General features: G+C 58.6%; 14 protein-coding genes and 1 tRNA gene. 8 read left to right on the top strand and 7 right to left on the bottom strand.

Features of this window, described 5'->3' with window-relative positions; translation table 11 throughout:
* Positions 1–82: 82 nt before the first annotated feature.
* Together mdoH and mdoG are read right to left on the bottom strand one after the other, a co-directional pair.
* Positions 83–2,641, bottom strand: coding sequence for a glucans biosynthesis glucosyltransferase MdoH (gene mdoH / locus REA38_RS12685; protein ID WP_033638017.1), 2,559 nt, complete (start codon positions 2,639–2,641; stop codon positions 83–85).
* On the bottom strand, positions 2,634–4,202 hold the full coding sequence (gene mdoG / locus REA38_RS12680) for a glucans biosynthesis protein MdoG (protein WP_170310366.1): 1,569 nt from the start codon (positions 4,200–4,202) through the stop codon (positions 2,634–2,636). Before mdoG ends, mdoH begins: the two co-directional genes overlap by 8 nt.
* A gap of 259 nt (positions 4,203–4,461) precedes the next feature.
* Between mdoG and mdoC the strand changes: the two genes are divergently transcribed.
* The 4 genes from mdoC to REA38_RS12660 all read left to right on the top strand — a co-directional run bounded on the left by mdoC (position 4,462) and on the right by REA38_RS12660 (position 8,503).
* Positions 4,462–5,592, top strand: coding sequence for a glucans biosynthesis protein MdoC (mdoC, locus tag REA38_RS12675; RefSeq protein WP_308885982.1), 1,131 nt, complete (start codon positions 4,462–4,464; stop codon positions 5,590–5,592).
* A gap of 303 nt (positions 5,593–5,895) precedes the next feature.
* Positions 5,896–6,120, top strand: a complete 225-nt coding sequence (locus tag REA38_RS12670) for a hypothetical protein (RefSeq protein WP_033638012.1) — start codon at positions 5,896–5,898, stop codon at positions 6,118–6,120.
* Positions 6,121–6,403: 283 nt separating this feature from the next.
* Positions 6,404–8,125 carry a potassium/proton antiporter gene (locus REA38_RS12665; protein ID WP_033638011.1) on the top strand — a complete coding sequence of 574 codons (1,722 nt, stop codon included), beginning with the start codon at positions 6,404–6,406 and terminating at the stop codon, positions 8,123–8,125.
* A gap of 249 nt (positions 8,126–8,374) precedes the next feature.
* A complete protein-coding gene (locus tag REA38_RS12660) occupies positions 8,375–8,503 on the top strand; it encodes a hypothetical protein (protein ID WP_033638010.1) in 129 nt (42 codons plus the stop codon).
* A 61-nt stretch (positions 8,504–8,564) separates the two neighbouring features.
* Here REA38_RS12660 and REA38_RS12655 read toward each other — a convergent pair whose 3' ends face one another.
* The 5 genes from REA38_RS12655 to cho all read right to left on the bottom strand — a co-directional run bounded on the left by REA38_RS12655 (position 8,565) and on the right by cho (position 10,934).
* Complete coding sequence (locus REA38_RS12655; protein ID WP_015377413.1) at positions 8,565–8,696, bottom strand: hypothetical protein; 132 nt, start codon at positions 8,694–8,696, stop codon at positions 8,565–8,567.
* Positions 8,697–8,764: 68 nt separating this feature from the next.
* Complete coding sequence (locus REA38_RS12650) at positions 8,765–9,268, bottom strand: YlaC family protein (protein ID WP_033638009.1); 504 nt, start codon at positions 9,266–9,268, stop codon at positions 8,765–8,767.
* A gap of 123 nt (positions 9,269–9,391) precedes the next feature.
* Positions 9,392–9,691, bottom strand: coding sequence for a sigma-S stabilization anti-adapter protein IraP (locus REA38_RS12645; protein ID WP_049195113.1), 300 nt, complete (start codon positions 9,689–9,691; stop codon positions 9,392–9,394).
* Between the two features lie 185 nt (positions 9,692–9,876).
* A tRNA-OTHER gene (locus REA38_RS12640) sits at positions 9,877–9,973 on the bottom strand.
* 112 nt (positions 9,974–10,085) lie between these two features.
* Positions 10,086–10,934: an excinuclease Cho gene (gene cho, locus REA38_RS12635; RefSeq protein WP_033647447.1), complete on the bottom strand. Its 849-nt coding sequence runs from the start codon at positions 10,932–10,934 to the stop codon at positions 10,086–10,088.
* A 239-nt stretch (positions 10,935–11,173) separates the two neighbouring features.
* Here cho and REA38_RS12630 point away from each other — a divergent pair, with 239 nt between their 5' ends.
* From REA38_RS12630 to proP, 4 genes are all read left to right on the top strand, one after another.
* On the top strand, positions 11,174–12,355 hold the full coding sequence (locus tag REA38_RS12630; RefSeq protein ID WP_060418754.1) for an efflux RND transporter periplasmic adaptor subunit: 1,182 nt from the start codon (positions 11,174–11,176) through the stop codon (positions 12,353–12,355).
* On the top strand, positions 12,352–14,289 hold the full coding sequence (locus tag REA38_RS12625; protein WP_033646466.1) for a MacB family efflux pump subunit: 1,938 nt from the start codon (positions 12,352–12,354) through the stop codon (positions 14,287–14,289). Before REA38_RS12630 ends, REA38_RS12625 begins: the two co-directional genes overlap by 4 nt.
* 3 nt (positions 14,290–14,292) lie before the next feature.
* A complete protein-coding gene (locus tag REA38_RS12620; RefSeq protein WP_308885981.1) occupies positions 14,293–15,660 on the top strand; it encodes a TolC family protein in 1,368 nt (455 codons plus the stop codon).
* 404 nt (positions 15,661–16,064) lie between these two features.
* A complete protein-coding gene (gene proP / locus REA38_RS12615) occupies positions 16,065–17,567 on the top strand; it encodes a glycine betaine/L-proline transporter ProP (RefSeq protein WP_033638006.1) in 1,503 nt (500 codons plus the stop codon).
* Positions 17,568–17,738 lie beyond the last annotated feature (171 nt).

Raw genomic sequence — 17,738 nt, 5'->3', positions numbered from 1 at the left:
GCACCGGCGCACGTAAGCAAAAGGTAAAAAAAACGGGGAATGCGCCATGCGCATTCCCCGTCTGGGCGTTGCCGTTCAGCGATTAACGCCGGCCCGTTGGGTGCGCCAGCGGGTTGTGCGGCAACTGCTGATAGTGCTCACGCCAGGCGGCGCCTTCCGGCAACAGCCAGACGCGCTGGTGCAAACGAGCCAGCGTGACCGGATCGCTCAGCAGCTCCAGACGTTTGCCCTTCGCCAGCTTCTCCGGCCCCAGCTGCAGCGCTTCGTTCACCCGCTCCTCGCGGTTGCGATCGAGCGTCGCGCGCAGATGGTGACGCGCCGTCGCCAACGCCGTCGCCAGCGCGTTGAAGGACGGGTTGACCACCGCATGCATAAAGCCGTTGGTCAGCGCGCGATTGCGGTTGAGATGCAGGTATTCTTCCGTCGCCAACAGCTCACGCGGCGGGTTGTACTCTTCCGGGATCAGGAACAGCTTGGCGCGTTTGCTCTTCATGCCCAGCGTCGCGCGGCTTGACAGCACCGACACGAACGGCGACAGGATCAGCGAGAACACGATCGGCGCCAACCACCACAGGAAGCGCAGATCCAGCCACGCCATGCCGCCGGCCCACACCAGGCCCAGCAACATCTGCGAGCCATGGCGGCGGAAGGCTTCGCCCCACGGCGTATCGTCGTCGTCACGCTGCGGCGAATTCCACACCACTTCCCAACCGAGGAAGGCGCTCACCACGAACACGGTATGGAACAGCATGCGCACCGGTGCCAGCAGCACCGAGAACAGCATTTCCATCAGCATCGAAATGAACAGACGGAACGCCCCGCCGTACTCTTTCGCGCCCTTGGCCCAGATCAGCACGATGCTGAGCAGCTTCGGCAGGAACAACAGCACCAGCGTGGTGGAGAACAGCGCTATCGCCAGCTCGGGCCGCCACTGCGGCCAGACCGGGAACAGCTGCCGCGGCTGCAGGAAGTATTGCGGTTCCATCAGGGTGTGCACCACCTGCAACGCGGTGGAGAGCGCCAGGAACATAAACCACAGCGGCGCCGACAGGTAGGACATCACGCCGGTGAGGAACACCGCGCGGTGCACCGGGTGCATGCCCTTCACCAGGAACAGGCGGAAGTTCATCAGGTTGCCGTGGCACCAGCGACGGTCGCGTTTCAGCTCGTCCAGCAGGTTTGGCGGCAGCTCTTCGTAACTGCCCGGCAGATCGTAAGCGATCCACACGCCCCAACCGGCGCGGCGCATCAGCGCCGCTTCAACGAAGTCGTGCGACAAGATTGAACCGGCGAAGGAGCCCTCGCCCGGCAGTGGCGCCAGCGCACAGTGCTCGATAAACGGCTTCACGCGGATGATGGCGTTATGGCCCCAGTAGTGCGACTCGCCCAGCTGCCAGAAATGCAGGCCAGCGGTAAACAGCGGCCCGTAAACGCGGGTAGCGAACTGCTGCACGCGCGCATACAGGGTATCCATGCCGGACGCCTTCGGCGCGGACTGGATGATGCCGGCGTTCGGGTTGGCTTCCATCAGACGCACCAGCCCGGTGAGGCATTCGCCGCTCATCACGCTGTCGGCGTCCAGGATCACCATGTAGCTGTACTCACCACCCCAACGACGGCAGAAGTCGTCGATGTTGCCGCTCTTGCGTTTGACGCGGCGGCGGCGACGGCGATAGAAGATGCGGCCGTGGCCGTCGACATCGCGGCACAGCTCCATCCACGCCTTTTGCTCGGCCACGCAGATGTCCGGATCGTAGCTGTCGCTCAAGACGTAGATATCGAAGTGTTCCAGCTGACCGGTCGCGGCGACGGACTCATAGGTCGCACGCAGGCCGGCGAACACGCGTTCGACGTCTTCGTTGCAGATCGGCATGATCAGCGCGGTGCGGTGCGCCGGATTGATCGGCTCATCGCCCTTGATGGTGGAGGAAATGCTGTATTTGTCCTTGCCGATCAGCAGCTGCAGGAAGCCCATCAGCGCGGTCCAGAAACCGGCCGAGACCCAGCAGAATAGTACGGCGAACAGGATCAGAATGCCGGTTTGCAGCACATATGGCAGCAGCTGCAGCACCGACTGCATCAGATCCTGATCCAGCATGGCGATAGGATCGATCAGCGCCCAGCCCTGATAAGGCAAGATGGTTTTCATGTACCAGGTGGCGATGCCGGTTTGCACCAGCATCAGCACCAGCAGCACATAACGGCGCATGGAGCCGACGGTACGCCAGCGGTTCTCGGCCTCGGCCTCCTCTTTGGTGGCGTGCCGGTTGTGCGGCGAACGCCCCAGGAGAGAATCCCAGAAGCGCGCCACCGGGTTGGTGCGCCAGGCTTCCGGGAACATGGTGGTTCGTTTGATCGGCGGCGTCGCCTTCAGAATGGCGCGCCCTTCTGCGTCGGTATCGAAGTCGTCATCGCTGACCGCATCCGGCCAGGCGTTTTCGATACGCGGTTTGACCGAGGCCAGCGCCACGTCATCCGCCGACAGGCTATTGACGTTGGCGTCGGCGGCGCCCATCTGCCGATGGAGCGCCTCCAGTGCCTGAGCGTCATCCGCCGTTTGAGGGTTGAGCGCCTCCGACCGCTCGGCGGTCAGAGGCAGCGCCGCAAGATAATCCTGGGCGGGTTGAGTAGGCTTATTCATTGGCAGGTAGCTGATAGCTCCAGGTTTCCGACAGAGTCTTATCGCCATTGACCAGCGCCGCGCGCATTTCTACCGGCTTCTTGTCGTCTTTCACTTTCAGACGCACCGTCAGGCGCCAGCCTTTGGTCACTGGGTTATAGCGGACGTTGTTTTCCACCATTTCACCGTTGTCGCCGATGCTGATCTGAGAGGCGACCGGGGTATTGGCGTCCAGCCCTTTCAGCACCGGGCCGACGAAGTCGACCAGGAAAGCCACGCTGCCGTCTGGCTCGCGAATCAGGTTGGACTGCTTCACGTCACCGGTAGAACGCATGGTGCGGGCCACATAGGCGATGTCCTGCGAATGCAGTTTGTCTTCATCGCGGGTGAAGTTCAGGCGGTAGCTCAGCGTCAGCGGCTTTTTGGCTTCCGGCAGCGTATCCGGCGTCCAGAACGCGACGATGTTGTCGTTGGTTTCATCCGCCGTCGGGATCTCCACCAGCTCAACCTTGCCTTTGCCCCAGTCGCCCTTCGGTTCGATCCAGGCGCTCGGGCGCAGATCGTAACGATCGTCCAGATCTTCATATTCTTTGAAGTTGCGGCCGCGCTGCAGCAGACCGAAGCCTTTCGGATTCTCGACGGTATAGGTGCTGACGGACAGGTGTTTAGGATTGTTCAGCGGGCGCCAGATCCACTCGCCGTTGCCGGCATGGATAGACAGGCCGTTGGAGTCGTGCAACGCCGGACGATAGTTCAACGTCGGCGACGGCTGGTTCGGCCCGAACAGGAACATGCTGGTCAGCGGCGCCAGGCCCAGTTTGCCCACCTTGTCGCGCAGGAACACTTTGGACTCGACGTCCACGGTGGTGTCGCGGCCCGGGATCACCGTGAAACGGTAAGCGCCGGTGGCGCGCGGGGAATCCAGCAGCGCATAGATCACCAGGTGCTTGTCGCCCTGCTTCGGACGCTCAACCCAGAATTCGCGGAAACGCGGGAACTCTTCACCGGACGGCAAAGCGGTATCGATGGCCAGGCCGCGAGCGGAAAGCCCGTAAACCTGCCCTTTACCCACCACGCGGAAATAGCTCGCGCCAAGCAGGCTCATGATCTCATCGTTTTTGTCGGCGCTGTTGACCGGGTAGAGCACCTTAAAGCCGGCAAAACCGAGATTTTTCACCGATTCAGGGTCGTGTTTGACCGAACCGAAGTTGAAGTAATCCGGGCTGTACTTGATCTGTTTTACGCTGGTGGAGGTGACTTCGTTGATTTTCACCGGCGTGTCGAAATACATCCCCTGATGATAAAACTCAAGCTTGAAAGGGGTTTTCAGCTTGCTCCAATAGGCTTTATCGTGATTGAACTGAATCTGCTGATAGTCTGCGAACTTCATCTCGCGGAACTGAGAAGGAAGGTTGCTCTTCGGGGCTTCGAAACCTTTCGCCGCCAGATCCTGCGCCTGCTTGGCCACATCATCAATAGAAAAGGCCCATGCCGGCGAACTGAACAGCGTGAACAATACGGTAGCACCTAACCAACGAACGCTCGCGGCGCGTGGTTGTCCGGATAATATATTAACTAGCACATCCCCCCCTATTCGTGTGCTCAAATCATTTAAATCCATATTAATGGATTACTCAGCTTTCCGACAACATGATAAATGGATGGTTCATGTTTACGGCTCATTGTTTAAGCAGCTGATGGAACACCAGCGTAGCAAGCCGCGCAACAAGACGCTATGGAAAAATGCGGGGGGCTATAGTAGGGTTCCGGATAACAATTTAACGTTTGACGACTTATTAAGCGTGTTAATGAACACTCGATTAAATCACCAGCGGTAATCTATGACTAAAGGCAGCAAACAGCGCGAGTTTTTTCTCGACTCCATCAGAGCCTATTTGATGTTGCTCGGCATCCCGTTTCACCTCTCCCTGATCTATTCCAGCCACGCCTGGGCGGTGAACAGCCCGTCGCCCTCTTTCTCGCTCACGGTGCTGAACGACTTCATCCACGCCTTCCGCATGCAGGTGTTCTTCGTGATCTCCGGCTACTTCTCCTACATGCTTTACGAGCGCTACGAGCGCCACCAGTGGCTGAAGGTCAGGCTGGAGCGGGTGGCGATCCCGCTGTTGAGTTCCATCCCGCTAATCACGGTGCCGCAGTTTTTCATGCTGAAATATTTCACCGATAAATTAAACGGCTGGGATGAGTTTTCTCTCTATCAGAAAATAAATGTAACAGTTTGGGAATTGGTGTCTCATCTTTGGTTCTTATTGACCCTGTCATTGTTAACCTTCGCCTGCTTTTATCTGTTCCGCAACATCAAGCGTCAACCCCGTGAACATATTCCTGCGTTAATAAACAGAATGCGTGGATTAGGAAACATCTCACTGTATTTCTTTATTTATGCGATATGCTATTCGGCCGCGCACCGCATTATTTTAATTTTTGCACCGCAGCTATTATCCAACGGCCTGTTCAATTTCGTGGTGATGGAGACGATGTTCTACCTGCCGTTCTTCATCCTCGGCGCTTATGCGTTTAAGTATGTGTGGCTTAAAGAGATTTTTCTGCGCCGCTCACCGCTGGCGCTGCTCGGTTCGCTGCTGCTGTTTATCGCATATATGCTGAACCAAAAGCTGCTGGCGCACAGCAGCTATATGTTCGAGCTGGAAGTGGTGATCAAAACCCTAATGGGGATCCTGATGACCAACGTGGCGTTCTCTTTCGGGCATAACCTGCTGAATTATCACTCGCCGCGCATCACCTATCTGGTCAACGCCTCGCTGTTTATATATCTGGTGCACCATCCGTTGACCCTGATATATGGCGCTTTCGTGACGCCTTATATCGGCAACAACCTGTTGGGATTCTTGCTGGGCCTGCTGTTTGTGTTCTCGCTGGCCTTCGCGTTATATGAACTGCACAAACGCGTTCCGCTGCTGCGCTTCCTGTTCTCCGGCAAGCCGCAATAACCTTGGCCCCTGTAACCCAGAACATTTGCAGGGGCTTTCTGTCATATTACCGCCGCGCAAAAAGCCTATACTGGTCGTTTGCATGCAGAGCACACATTGCTCAGCCTGACGTCGCCCGTTAGGGCAAAGTGATACGGCTGCATAGATAACCTAGCCGTTATAACTGCAATGCATAAGTAGAAATCCGGATCCCTGCCTTACGGTAGTGATTGGGCTCAACACCCCCGAAGGGCTGCGCGATCGTTTAATTCATTCGATGGCGTTAGCTGCATCTCCCTTCCGTCACGACAGAGAGGATTTTGAATGACCGACAAGAACACCCCGGCTCAGGAAGCCATAGCGGAAAACGCCACCCTGCTGAAGATCCTCGGCAGGTTGCTGTCCGCGCTGGACGCTTCGATCAGCGGCAAAGAACGCAGCATTCTGGTCGCTGAGCTCTCCAACTTCAATCTCGACGGCATTTCCGAAGCGGAAAGCAAGCTGGCCTCCGAGCTGATCAAACGGGCGCTGGAATCGCTCGATCATTAATCCTACCGCGCCTGCAAACCATTAAGCCTGCCTGCGCGGGCTTAATGGTTTTTCCCTCAGCCACGATCGAACATTGTTGCCGAAGCAGAAATACAGCAGCCTGATAATGTTGGATAAAAGGCAGGAATCTCCCTCTTCTCCTCACTTTCTTCGTTTAATCACACCAAATGGCAATAATTGATTGGTTGTTTTCGCAATCAGCCTTGGCGTTTTACCCACTAAACACGTTATCATCGACACACTCGCAGTGCCGCCTATCCCCCAGCCTCAGGAGAGCGATATTTTGGATGCCAGCACCATTAACAGTTTGTTCGTCATCGGTGCCGTGCTGGTGGGGGCAAGCATTCTGCTCAGCTCATTTTCTTCCCGGCTCGGCATTCCGATCCTGGTGATCTTCCTGGCGATCGGCATGTTGGCCGGCGTCGATGGCCCCGGCGGCATCGTCTTCAGCAATTACCCCGTCGCTTATCTGGTCAGCAACCTCGCGTTGGCGGTGATCCTGCTCGACGGCGGCATGCGTACCCGGGTCAGCTCTTTCCGCGTCGCCCTGTGGCCGGCGCTGTCTCTCGCCACCATCGGCGTGGTGATCACCGCCGGTCTGACCGGCATGGCCGCCGCCTGGCTGTTCAATCTCGATCTGCTGCAGGGGCTGCTGATCGGCGCCATTATCGGTTCCACCGACGCCGCCGCGGTATTCTCCCTCTTGGGGGGCAAAGGTTTGAACGAACGCGTCAGCGCCACGCTGGAGATCGAATCCGGCAGCAACGATCCGATGGCGGTGTTTCTCACCATCACGCTGATTGCGATGATCGCCGCCGGGGAAACCGCGCTGAGCTGGGCCTTCCCGCTGCATCTGATGCAGCAGTTCGGTATGGGCATCGTCTTCGGTCTGGGCGGCGGCTGGCTGCTGCTGACGCTGATCAACCACATCAAACTGGCGGACGGCCTCTATCCGCTGCTGGCGGTGAGCGGCGGCATTCTTATTTTTGCGCTGACCACCGCGCTGGACGGCAGCGGCATTCTGGCGGTATATCTGTGCGGCCTGCTGCTGGGCAACCGGCCGATCCGCAACCGGCACGGCATCGTACAAACCTTCGACGGCCTGGCCTGGCTCAGCCAGATCGGCATGTTCCTGGTGCTTGGCCTGCTGCTCAACCCGCACGAGCTGCTGCCGATCGCCATCCCTGCCCTGCTGCTGTCGCTGTGGATGATCCTGTTCGCCCGTCCGCTGTCGGTGTTTATCGGCCTGCTGCCGTTTCGCAGCTTTACCCTGCGCGAGCGCGGCTTTATTTCCTGGGTCGGCCTGCGCGGCGCGGTGCCGGTGATCCTGGCGGTGTTCCCGATGATGGCCGGGCTGCCCAACGCCCAGCTGTTTTTCAACGTGGCGTTCTTCGTGGTGCTGGTCTCCCTGCTGCTGCAAGGCACCACGCTGTCGTTTGCCGCCAAAAAAGCCAAGGTGATCGTGCCGCCGGCGCTGACGCCGATCTCTCGCGTTGGGCTGGACGTGCATCCGGAAAACCAGTGGGAACAGTTCGTGTATCAGCTTTCGGCGGAAAACTGGTGCGTCGGCGCGGCGCTGCGAGAGCTGAAGATGCCACCCAATACCCGCATCGCCGCCCTGTTCCGCGGCAAAGAACTGCTGCATCCAAGCGGCAGTACCCGCCTGCGGGAGAACGATATTCTGTGCGTTATCGGCCATGAGCACGACCTGCCCATCCTCGGCAAACTGTTTAGCCAGGCGCCGGCCGTGACGCTCGACGAGCGCTTCTTCGGCGACTTTATCCTGCAGTCCGATGCCCGTTTAAGCGACATCTCGCAGCTTTATGGCCTCAATCTGCAAGACGACGTGGACGAGCAGCAGACGCTGGGCCAGTTCGTCATTCAGCTGATCGGCGGCGAACCGGTGATCGGCGACCAGGTGGAATGGGACGGCCTGACCTGGACCATCGCCGAAATGGACGGCAATCAAGTCAGCAAGATAGGCGTGCGGATCGTAACCGACTGACGCTGCCGCACCGGCTGCGTTATCAGACGAGGGAACTTCTGGCCTTAAGAACGTTCTTAATCACTATCATGATGCATGAAATAGGGCGTCGCTGAATTATATCCCTTTGATATAAAAACTTAACAGCGGCGTCCACAGGGATTAAGGACGTGAACGGCAAGACTCGATTTCTTTCGGTAATGATGCTTATGGCGCTGGGCATAGCGGCGCTCGATCTCAGCATCGCCGGTTTGGTCCATAGACTTTTAATTGGATAATTTCAACGTGACGCAGCAGGAACAAGAAAAAGACATTCTGGGGAAAATACTGGTGACGGTGTCCGCGCTTTGCCTGATTCTGGTGGCGACGTTGCTAATCTGGGGATTCGTGCTGGATTGACACCCCACGACGCTCAGACATAAAAAAAACCGCCGCGGCGGTTTTTTTATGGGGCAGGCGATCAGATCTTGCAACCTTCGCAGTCCGCTTCGTCTTCGAGGAACTCAGGGACCTCTTTTACCTTCTGCGCCGCTTTTTCTTCGGCTTTCGCCAGTTCGGCATCGATATCAAAATCGAAAATATCATCACTCATCGCTTGGTCCTCATTCTGCTCGCGTTCAAACGCTGAGTATAATCGACAAGCCGCCGGCCGGAAACCTTTCAGTTTGCCGCCGCCAGCTGCGGCTGCTCATCCTGCGGCTTTTTTCCGTACGCCATGTCGTACACGTCGTAGAAGTCGATTTCGCCCTTGTTGCCGATGATCACGCGCATCTTCTGTTTCAGCGCGGCGCCGATGGACGGCTCCTCCAGCAGTTGCTGCACCGCATAGGGCGACAGCGCGCGGGTAAAGTACCACTCGCCGTTGTAGCAAACCCGCAGATCGAGCACCCCGATGTCCTCGAAGCGGTATACCGGCCGGATCTCGATCAGCAGCATGGCGAACATGAACAGCACAAAAGCGGTGAAGCCCAGGAAAGCATATATCCCCATGTACGGCACCTGGTACATCACGGCGATCACCGCGAAATAACCGGCGAACATGGCAAGGCACAGATAGCGGTGAGTGCGAGCGAATTCGCTGTTGAAGCGCGGCTTGCCGTCACGCCCTTCGCGCCGATTGATCTGTTCAATCTCTTTAACCAAGATGCTTTTAATCGCGTCCATCGTTACAACCTTATGCTGGAAACAGCATTGCCATCAAATCTCACCGCTAAAAGTAACACAAGTACAGTTTCGCCAGGTAGATCAGTTAGCCAACTTAATGACTGCAACTGTTATAGTTCGGCTTCAGCGCGGCTGGGCGGCCTTGCCTTGCGCAAACATGAACATGCGCTGGGCCACATCGTCGGCCTGTTTGATTTTCTGCTTTTGCGGTTCGTTGCTGCGTTGAATGGCGCGGGCGTAGGCGATTTCATGAGCCTGATCGATCATCGCGATGATCCGATCGCGTTCGGTCTTTTCCATATTGCCCAACATGGTGGTGATAATCGCCTGATAAGCGTTGGACGCGGCGCTCAGCGCTTTCTCTCTCGCCTCGAGGGCGGCGACGCGGTGCAAGAGTTCCTGCAGTTGCTCGGAGTGAGACATATCGACCTCCTGTTGCCGGGCAGCAAGCCTGCCTGATTACAGTTTAGCAAAGGATCGAAAGAGAAAGAGGAAGGAAAGCCAGCGGTTACGGTAAAGCACACCCGAAAATCCCAACGAGGAGCCGATAGTGCAAATCAACCCGGGTGCGCTTTACGGTAAGCGCGGTGAGATGAAGGGAAGAAAGCTGGCGCGCTATGCAGGACTCGAACCCGCGTCTATCAATTTTCAAGCCAAAACAAGCCATTATAAAACCAATCACTCTGCCAACTGAGTTAATAGCGCGTTCCTTCGCTTCGGGGCGCCATTATCCATAACAACATTATGGACTCAAGCTTTTTTAGCATAATGCGCTGAATTTACAGATAAGTCTTAGGCTATCGACAGCGTTATGGCATTACGGCAGCTCAATAATCCGATAATCGCCGGCCATGAGCGGCTTGCACAAAATCTTATAGCCATCGCTGTCAAAATGGCTGGCCGCACTCTGCAGCCGCTGCGCCTGCGCCAGGCTGCTGACCGAGCCCAGATAAAACCAATTGTGAATCACATGGTACTGACGCAGCGTCTCGCCCTGTTCTTCCAACGCCACGCGCCCGGCGAATGGCCAACAGGCGATGCGCAGCTGTTCAAGCGCCGCGCTGAGCCGCCGCGCATGTTCCTGCGCCGACTCCACGCCGCAGCAGGCGCCGGCGCACTTGCGCAGGCTGTAGCGGAAGCAGGCTCGCCCCGCGGGCAGCTTGTCGATCCCCAGCTTGCCATAACATAAACGATGCTCGTCGGCGATGGCGCGCAATTTTTCCAGCGCGGCATGGCGATTGGCAAACAGCCCGTAGAGGTGGGGCGTGACGGCGAAATCGATCTCTTTGGCGTGGGCAATCGTCACCGTGTCCGCCTGCAGACGCAGCGCACACAGCTGTTTCGAGCGCCGCAGGCGTTTGTTGAACAACGGTTGTTGCTGCTTGATCAACTGCGCCTCCAGCAGCAATGCGCCCAACTCGCCGGCGGTCTCGATAAAGCTGATGCGCCGGGTTTGGCGCAGCATTTTCGCCTCGTCCTGCGCGCGAAAATGCGCCATTACGCGGCTGCGTACGTTGACGCTTTTACCGATGTAAAGCGGCAGGCTTTCGCTCTCGCCGTGGAACAGATAGACGCCCGGCCCCTTGGGCAACGGCGCCAGACAGGCGCGCAGGTGCTCCGGGTATTGGTAAATGTCGAGTTCCGGCTCGAGGCGGTTTGGCATCATGGCGGCGGCGTTATCCTGCTGATGAATGAATACTGGTTTTTTAGCCAGTATAACGCGCCACACAGCCGGTTGCACCCCGAAGGATAATAACTCGCCGTGATCTTTAGCGGGAAAGCCTTTACTATCCCCTTTCCAGCGGGAAAGCGCCTCACGTTTAGCGCCAGTTCAAGCTGGCGCTGCCATGATGGCAGACTGGAACCGCCGCTTTTATCGTTATGGAAAACCTGGGCATGACTTCACTGAAACTCACACCCCGTCGTCTGACGCTGATCGCCGTCATCATTTTCATCTGCGTCGCCATCGCGCTGGCTCTCTATTGGCAACGCCCGCCGCAGCAGGATTACGTTACCGCAACGGCCCGCCTGGGCGATATCGAGAACGCCGTGCTGGCCACCGGGCGACTGGATGCCGTCGAACGCGTTAACGTCGGGGCGCGGGTCTCCGGTGAAGTGAAATCGCTGAAGGTCAAACTGGGCGATCGCGTCACCAAAGGGCAACCGATCGCCGACATCGACGATCTGCAACAGCGCAACGATCTGCGCAACGCCGAGGCGGCGCTGAACGTCATCAAGGCCGAACTGCAGGCCAAACAGGCGCAGCTGAAACAGGCCGAATCGCGTTTCAAACGCCAGCGCCGCATGCTGAACGACGAAGCCAGCTCGCGGGAGGACTTCGAAACCGCCGAAGCCACGCTCGCCACCACCCGCGCCGAGCAGCTTTCGCTCAATGCCCGCCTGGTGCAGGCGCAGATTGAAGTCGACAAGAAAAAAATCGATCTGGGCTATACCCGCGTGGTCGCGCCGATGGACGGCATCGTCATCGCCGTGGTTACGCAGCAGGGGCAAACGGTCAACTCCAGCCAAAGCGCGCCGACCATCGTCAAGCTGGCGCGGCTGGATATGATGACCATCAAGGCGCAGATCTCCGAAGCCGACATCACCCGCATTTCACCGGGGCAAAAGGCGTACTTCACCATTTTCTCCGATCCGGATAAACGCTACGACGCCACGCTGCGCACCATCGAACTGGCACCGGAATCGGTAATGAAAGACGACTCGCTCGCCGGCACCAGCTCCGCCTCCGGTTCCGGCACCTCGAACGCGTCGGTCTATTACAACGCGCTGCTGGACGTGCCCAACCCGGAAAACCGCCTGCGCATCGCCATGACCGCGCAGGTGTCCTTGCTGCTCGGCGAAGCGAAGCACACCCTGCTGGTGCCGATCCAGGCAGTGCATAAAATCGATGGCAAAGAGCAGCAGGTGCAGGTGCTGACCCAAGACCAGCGGCTGGAAACGCGCAAAGTGACCACCGGCATCACCAACAACGTCGACATTCAGATCCTCAGCGGCCTGAAAGCCGGTGAAACCGTGGTGCTGTCGCAGCCCGCCGCCAAGCCGGCTGAGGATGGCATCTTCCTGTGAACGCGATCATCGAGCTAAAAGGCATCAGCCGAACCTACACCAACGGCGGCCAGGCGCTGACGGTGTTGAAAGACATCGATTTGACCATCGCCGCCGGCGAACTGGTGGCGATCATCGGCGCCTCCGGTTCCGGCAAATCGACGCTGATGAACATCATGGGCTGCCTCGACGTGCCGGATCGCGGCGACTACTACATCAGCGGCCAGAACGCCGCCCACCTGTCGCCGGACGAACTGGCCCGCTTGCGCCGCGAGCATATCGGCTTTATTTTCCAGCGTTACCACCTGATGCCCGATCTCAGCGCGCTGGGCAACGTTGAAATTCCGGCCATCTACGCCAATGCCCGGCGCGATCAGCGGCGGCAGCGAGCGGCGCAACTGCTGGCGCGGTTGGGCCTGGAGGGGCGCGAAGACCACAAGCCCGGCCAGCTTTCCGGCGGCCAGCAGCAGCGCGTCAGCATCGCGCGCTCGCTGATCAACGGCGGCGAAATTATCCTGGCGGACGAACCGACCGGCGCGCTGGACACCCAATCCGGCCAGGAAGTGCTGGCGATCCTCAGCGAGCTGAACCAACGCGGCCACACCGTGGTGATCGTCACCCACGATATGAAAGTGGCGCAACATGCGCAGCGCGTCATCGAACTGCAAGACGGCAAAATCATCGCTGACAGCGGCCGCCAATCGGCACCCGCCGTCGCGCTACCGCCGCCGAACCGCAGCCGGCAAAGCGGCTGGCAAAGTCTTATCGACCGCACCCGCGAGTCGCTGCACATGGCGCTGAAGGCGATGAACGCCCACCGCCTGCGCACCGCGTTGACCATGACCGGCATTATCTTCGGCATCGCCGCCGTGGTCACGGTGGTGGCGCTGGGCGAAGGCGCCAAACAGCGCACGCTGGAGAATATCAAGGGGCTCGGCACCAACGTGGTGAGCATCTATCCGGGGCGTGACTTCTTCGACGACGCCATCGACAGCATCCGCACCCTGGTGCCGGCCGATGCCGACGCACTGGCGCAGCAAAGCTTCGTCGACAGCGTCAGCCCGGAAGTCAGCGCGTCCGACAGCATCCGTTTTCGCAGCAAATCCGCCACCGCGTCAATCACCGGCGTCGGCCGCGACTATTTCCGCGTCAACGGCATCACGCTGGTGCAAGGCGCCACCTTCCGCGACGATCGCAACGCGCTGCAGGAAGTGATCATCGACGACAATGCGCGCCAGGCGCTGTTCGGCGATTTCGGCGTCGAGCCGCTCGGCCAGATCGTGTTTCTCGGCTCGGTGCCGGCGCGGGTGGTCGGCGTCGCCAAAAGCGAACACAGCTACGCGCCCAACCGCATCAGCGTCTGGATGCCCTACAGCACGGTGATGTACCGTATGGTCGGCAAAACCACGCTCAGCGGCATCACCGTGCGCTTGAAGGATGACGTCGCCAGCGAAGCCGCCGTCAGCGCCATCACGCAGTTGCTGACTCAGCGCCATGGCGTAAAAGATTTCATGACGTTCAACCGCGATCAGTTCCGTAAATCGATCGAGCGCACCTCGATGACGCTCAGTTTGCTGATCCTGATGGTGGCCTCGATCTCGCTGGTGATCGGCAGCCTGGGCGTGATGAACATCATGCTGGTGTCGGTGACCGAGCGCACCCATGAGATCGGCGTGCGCATGGCGGTCGGCGCAAGGCGCGGCGACATCATGCAACAGTTCATGATCGAGGCGGTGCTGGTCTGTTTGATCGGCGGCGCATTGGGCATCGCACTGTCGTTCGCCGCCGGGTCGCTGTTCACCTCGCTGGCGGGCGGCATGTTCACCGCCATCTATTCCTGGCAAGCCGCCGCGACGGCGTTTTTCTGTTCAACCTTAATCGGCATGATCTTCGGTTATCTCCCCGCCCGCAAAGCGGCAAGGATGGATCCGGTCGTTTCATTGGCCAGCGAGTAACCCATGAAAATTTTATCTCCCCTGGCGTTAAGCCTCGCCGCCCTGCTCACCGCCGGCTGCGGCAATGCCCTGAAAAGCGACTACCGGGCGCCGCAGGTCAACTATCCGACGAGCTGGCAGCACGCCGCCGACAATGCCGCGCCGACGCCGTTCGACTGGCGCGATTTCCACGATCCCGAGCTCGATCGCTGGCTGCAACAGGTGATGGCCAGCAACAACGATCTGGCCGTCGCCGTGCTGCGCGTCTACCGTGCGCGGCTCGAGGCGGAACGCGTCGGCATCAGCACCGCCCCCGACGTCAACGCCTCGTTGAACAGCGGCATCAATCGCCCGCTGTCGGAGTCCTCCGCCTGGAATAAAACCAGCGGCGCGACGCTCTCTACGAGCTATGAAGTCGACCTTTGGGGCAAATTGGCGCGCCAGCGCGATGCCGCCGAGTGGGCCAGCCAGGCTTCCGCGCAGGATCTGCAGACGGCGCGCCTGACGCTGCTGGCCAACGCCGCCACGAATTACTGGCGCATCGGCTTCCTCAATCAGCAGATCGGCGTCAGCCAGGCGAGCATCGCCTACGCCAAACAGACGCTGCGGCTGGCCAACGCCCGCTACCGGGCCGGCAGCATCTCGGCGCTGGACGTGGTGAACGCGGAACAGAACGTGCTGACGCAGGAAAGCCGGCTGCTGACGCTGCAACACGAGCGTCAACAGGCGTTGAACGAACAGGCGGTGCTGCTGGGCGCGCCTTCAGGCCAGGCCACCATCGCGCCCGCACGCCTGCCGACGACGGCGATGCCGCAGATCAGCACCGGCATTCCCGCCAGCGTCTTGAGCCGGCGCCCGGATCTCAGCGCCAAAGAGCTGCGGTTGCGCGCCGCCCTGGCCAACGTCGACGAGAAACGTCTGCAGTACTATCCCGCGTTCAGCCTGACCGGTTCGCTGGGCGCCAGCAGCAGCGCGCTGCTGGAGTTCCTGCGCAACCCGACGGGCAGCCTCGGTGCCAGCCTGACGCTGCCGTTCCTGCAATGGCGGCAAATGGGGGTGGATATCAAGATCGCCCGTAACGACTACGAACAGCAGGTGCTGGAATTCAGGCAGGCGCTGTACAAGGCGATGGGCGATGTGAACAACGCCCTGTCGCTGCGCGCACAGCTGCGGGCGCAAGAGACGCAGCTGCAGGCCTCGCTGGCATTGGCGCGCAAATCGGAGCGGCTGAACGAGGTGCGTTACCGGCAGGGTGCCGTCACCATTACCGACTGGCTAAATGCTCAGGAGCAGCGCCGTCAGGCGGAACTGGCGGTGGACGAGAACCGCTTCGCGCAGTACCAGAACCTGGCGAAAATCTATCTGGAATTCGGCGGTTCGTCGGTACCCTAAACCAAACAGCCTGGCCATCCTCCGGCCAGGTGATTTTTTAGCGGTGAACACATCAATTTTTCCTGTTTTATCTCCCGTACTCTCTATACTTCAAACATTCCTAATCAGACGAAAAACCGTCAAATCGCACAATTATTAGACCATTCTCGCACCAAATCGGTGCAAACACTTAAGTTAAACTGCTGGATTTGATCGGCGCAAGATATAGATGCAAAATAATTAGTCACCTAAATGACATAACCTTGGCATAAACGACGATATTTTGTGATCCACATCCCAACTTAAATGTGGATAATGAATCGTCTTGAACCGCGATTCGATTAGCCGATTTGATAACTCGAAAACAACAGTGAACGGAGATTACGCTTTCACGAACAACGAATAATTCATTAAGGGATGATTATATGAAGTTAAGAAAAAAACGACATAAACCGATGCACATTAACGACATCACCATCATCGATGACAGCAAACTCAAGAAGGCGATCACCGCGGCGGCCCTGGGCAACGCGATGGAGTGGTTCGACTTCGGCGTATACGGCTTTGTCGCCTATGCGCTTGGCCAGGTCTTCTTCCCAGGCGCCTCTCCCGGCGTGCAAATGATCGCCGCGCTGGCGACCTTCTCCGTGCCCTTCCTGGTGCGTCCGCTCGGCGGCCTGTTCTTCGGCGCCATGGGCGACAAGTTCGGTCGCCAGAAAGTGCTCTCGATCACCATTATCATTATGGCGGTCAGCACCTTCTGTATCGGCCTGATCCCGTCCTATGCGTCGATCGGCATCTGGGCGCCGATCCTGCTGCTGCTGGCCAAACTGGCGCAGGGCTTCTCCGTCGGCGGTGAATATTCCGGTGCGGCGATCTTCGTCGCCGAATACTCGCCGGATCGCAAACGCGGTTTTATGGGTAGCTGGTTAGACTTCGGCTCCATCGCCGGCTTTGTGATGGGTGCAGGCGTGGTGGTGCTGATCTCCAGCATCGTCGGCGAAGCCAACTTCCTCGACTGGGGCTGGCGTATCCCGTTCTTCATCGCCGCACCGCTGGGCCTGATCGGTCTCTATCTGCGCCATGCGCTGGAAGAAACCCCGGCGTTCCAGCAGCACGTGGACAAGATGGAAAAAGATGACCGCAACGCCATCGAAAATCCGCCGAAAACCTCGTTCAAAGAGATCGCGGCCAAACACTGGAAAAGTTTGCTGGTGTGCGTCGGTATCGTCATCTCCACCAACGTGACCTATTACATGCTGCTGACCTACATGCCGAGCTACCTGTCGCATAACCTGCACTACTCGGAAGATCACGGCGTTCTGATCATCATCGCCATCATGATCGGCATGCTGTTCGTACAGCCGGTGATCGGCCTGACCAGCGACCGCATCGGCCGTAAGCCGTTCATTATCGGCGGCAGCATCGGCCTGTTGGCGCTGGCGATCCCGTGCTTCATTCTGATCAACAGCAACGTGATTGGCCTGATCTTCGTCGGTCTGCTGGTGCTGGCGGTGCTGCTCAACTCCTTCACCGGGGTGATGGCCTCGATTCTGCCGGCGATGTTCCCGACGCACATCCGTTACAGCGCGCTGGCAATTTCGTTCAACATTTCGGTGCTGATCGCCGGTGCGACGCCGACCGCCGCCGCCTGGCTGGTCGAAGCGACCGGCAACCTGTACATGCCGGCCTACTACCTGATGGTGGTGGCGGTGATCGGTCTTATCACCGGTCTGTACATGAAAGAAACCGCCAACAAGCCGCTGCGCGGCGCGACGCCGGCCGCTTCGGATCGCTCAGAAGCGAAAGAGCTGCTGCAGGAGACCTACGACAACATCGAACAGAAAGTCGAGGACATCAACGCGCAGATCGCCGAATTGGAAAAGAAAAAGCAGATCCTGATCGACCAGCATCCCAAGCTGGATTGATCGGCGCGAAAACACAAAAGCCACCCGTTTGGGTAATGCCGATCGTTTAAGGATCAATTGACCGATCCGGTAGTTGCTGTAAAAAGGGTCCATGGCATCATCATGGACCCTTAAAATGGAACTTTCCCAGGCTCTTGGCATTATCAATTTCACCACACCCGAGCGTGCTCG

It is taken from the genome of Serratia sp. MF1(2023) (assembly GCF_030954545.1).
GTDB classification, from domain to species: Bacteria; Pseudomonadota; Gammaproteobacteria; order Enterobacterales; family Enterobacteriaceae; genus Serratia; species Serratia sarumanii.
This window is presented reverse-complemented; position numbering and strand designations above follow the sequence as displayed.

Bases quoted from the DNA above. Each gene is read 5' to 3' on its own strand.
- REA38_RS12670 (WP_033638012.1), top strand. From the start codon at position 5,896: ATGACCGACAAGAACACCCCGGCTCAGGAAGCCATAGCGGAAAACGCC.
- REA38_RS12645 (WP_049195113.1), bottom strand. From the start codon at position 9,691: ATGTCTCACTCCGAGCAACTGCAGGAACTCTTGCACCGCGTCGCCGCC.
- REA38_RS12650 (WP_033638009.1), bottom strand. From the start codon at position 9,268: ATGGACGCGATTAAAAGCATCTTGGTTAAAGAGATTGAACAGATCAAT.
- REA38_RS12655 (WP_015377413.1), bottom strand. From the start codon at position 8,696: ATGAGTGATGATATTTTCGATTTTGATATCGATGCCGAACTGGCGAAA.
- proP (WP_033638006.1), top strand. From the start codon at position 16,065: ATGAAGTTAAGAAAAAAACGACATAAACCGATGCACATTAACGACATC.
- mdoC (WP_308885982.1), top strand. From the start codon at position 4,462: ATGACTAAAGGCAGCAAACAGCGCGAGTTTTTTCTCGACTCCATCAGA.
- REA38_RS12620 (WP_308885981.1), top strand. From the start codon at position 14,293: ATGAAAATTTTATCTCCCCTGGCGTTAAGCCTCGCCGCCCTGCTCACC.
- mdoH (WP_033638017.1), bottom strand. From the start codon at position 2,641: ATGAATAAGCCTACTCAACCCGCCCAGGATTATCTTGCGGCGCTGCCT.
- cho (WP_033647447.1), bottom strand. From the start codon at position 10,934: ATGATGCCAAACCGCCTCGAGCCGGAACTCGACATTTACCAATACCCG.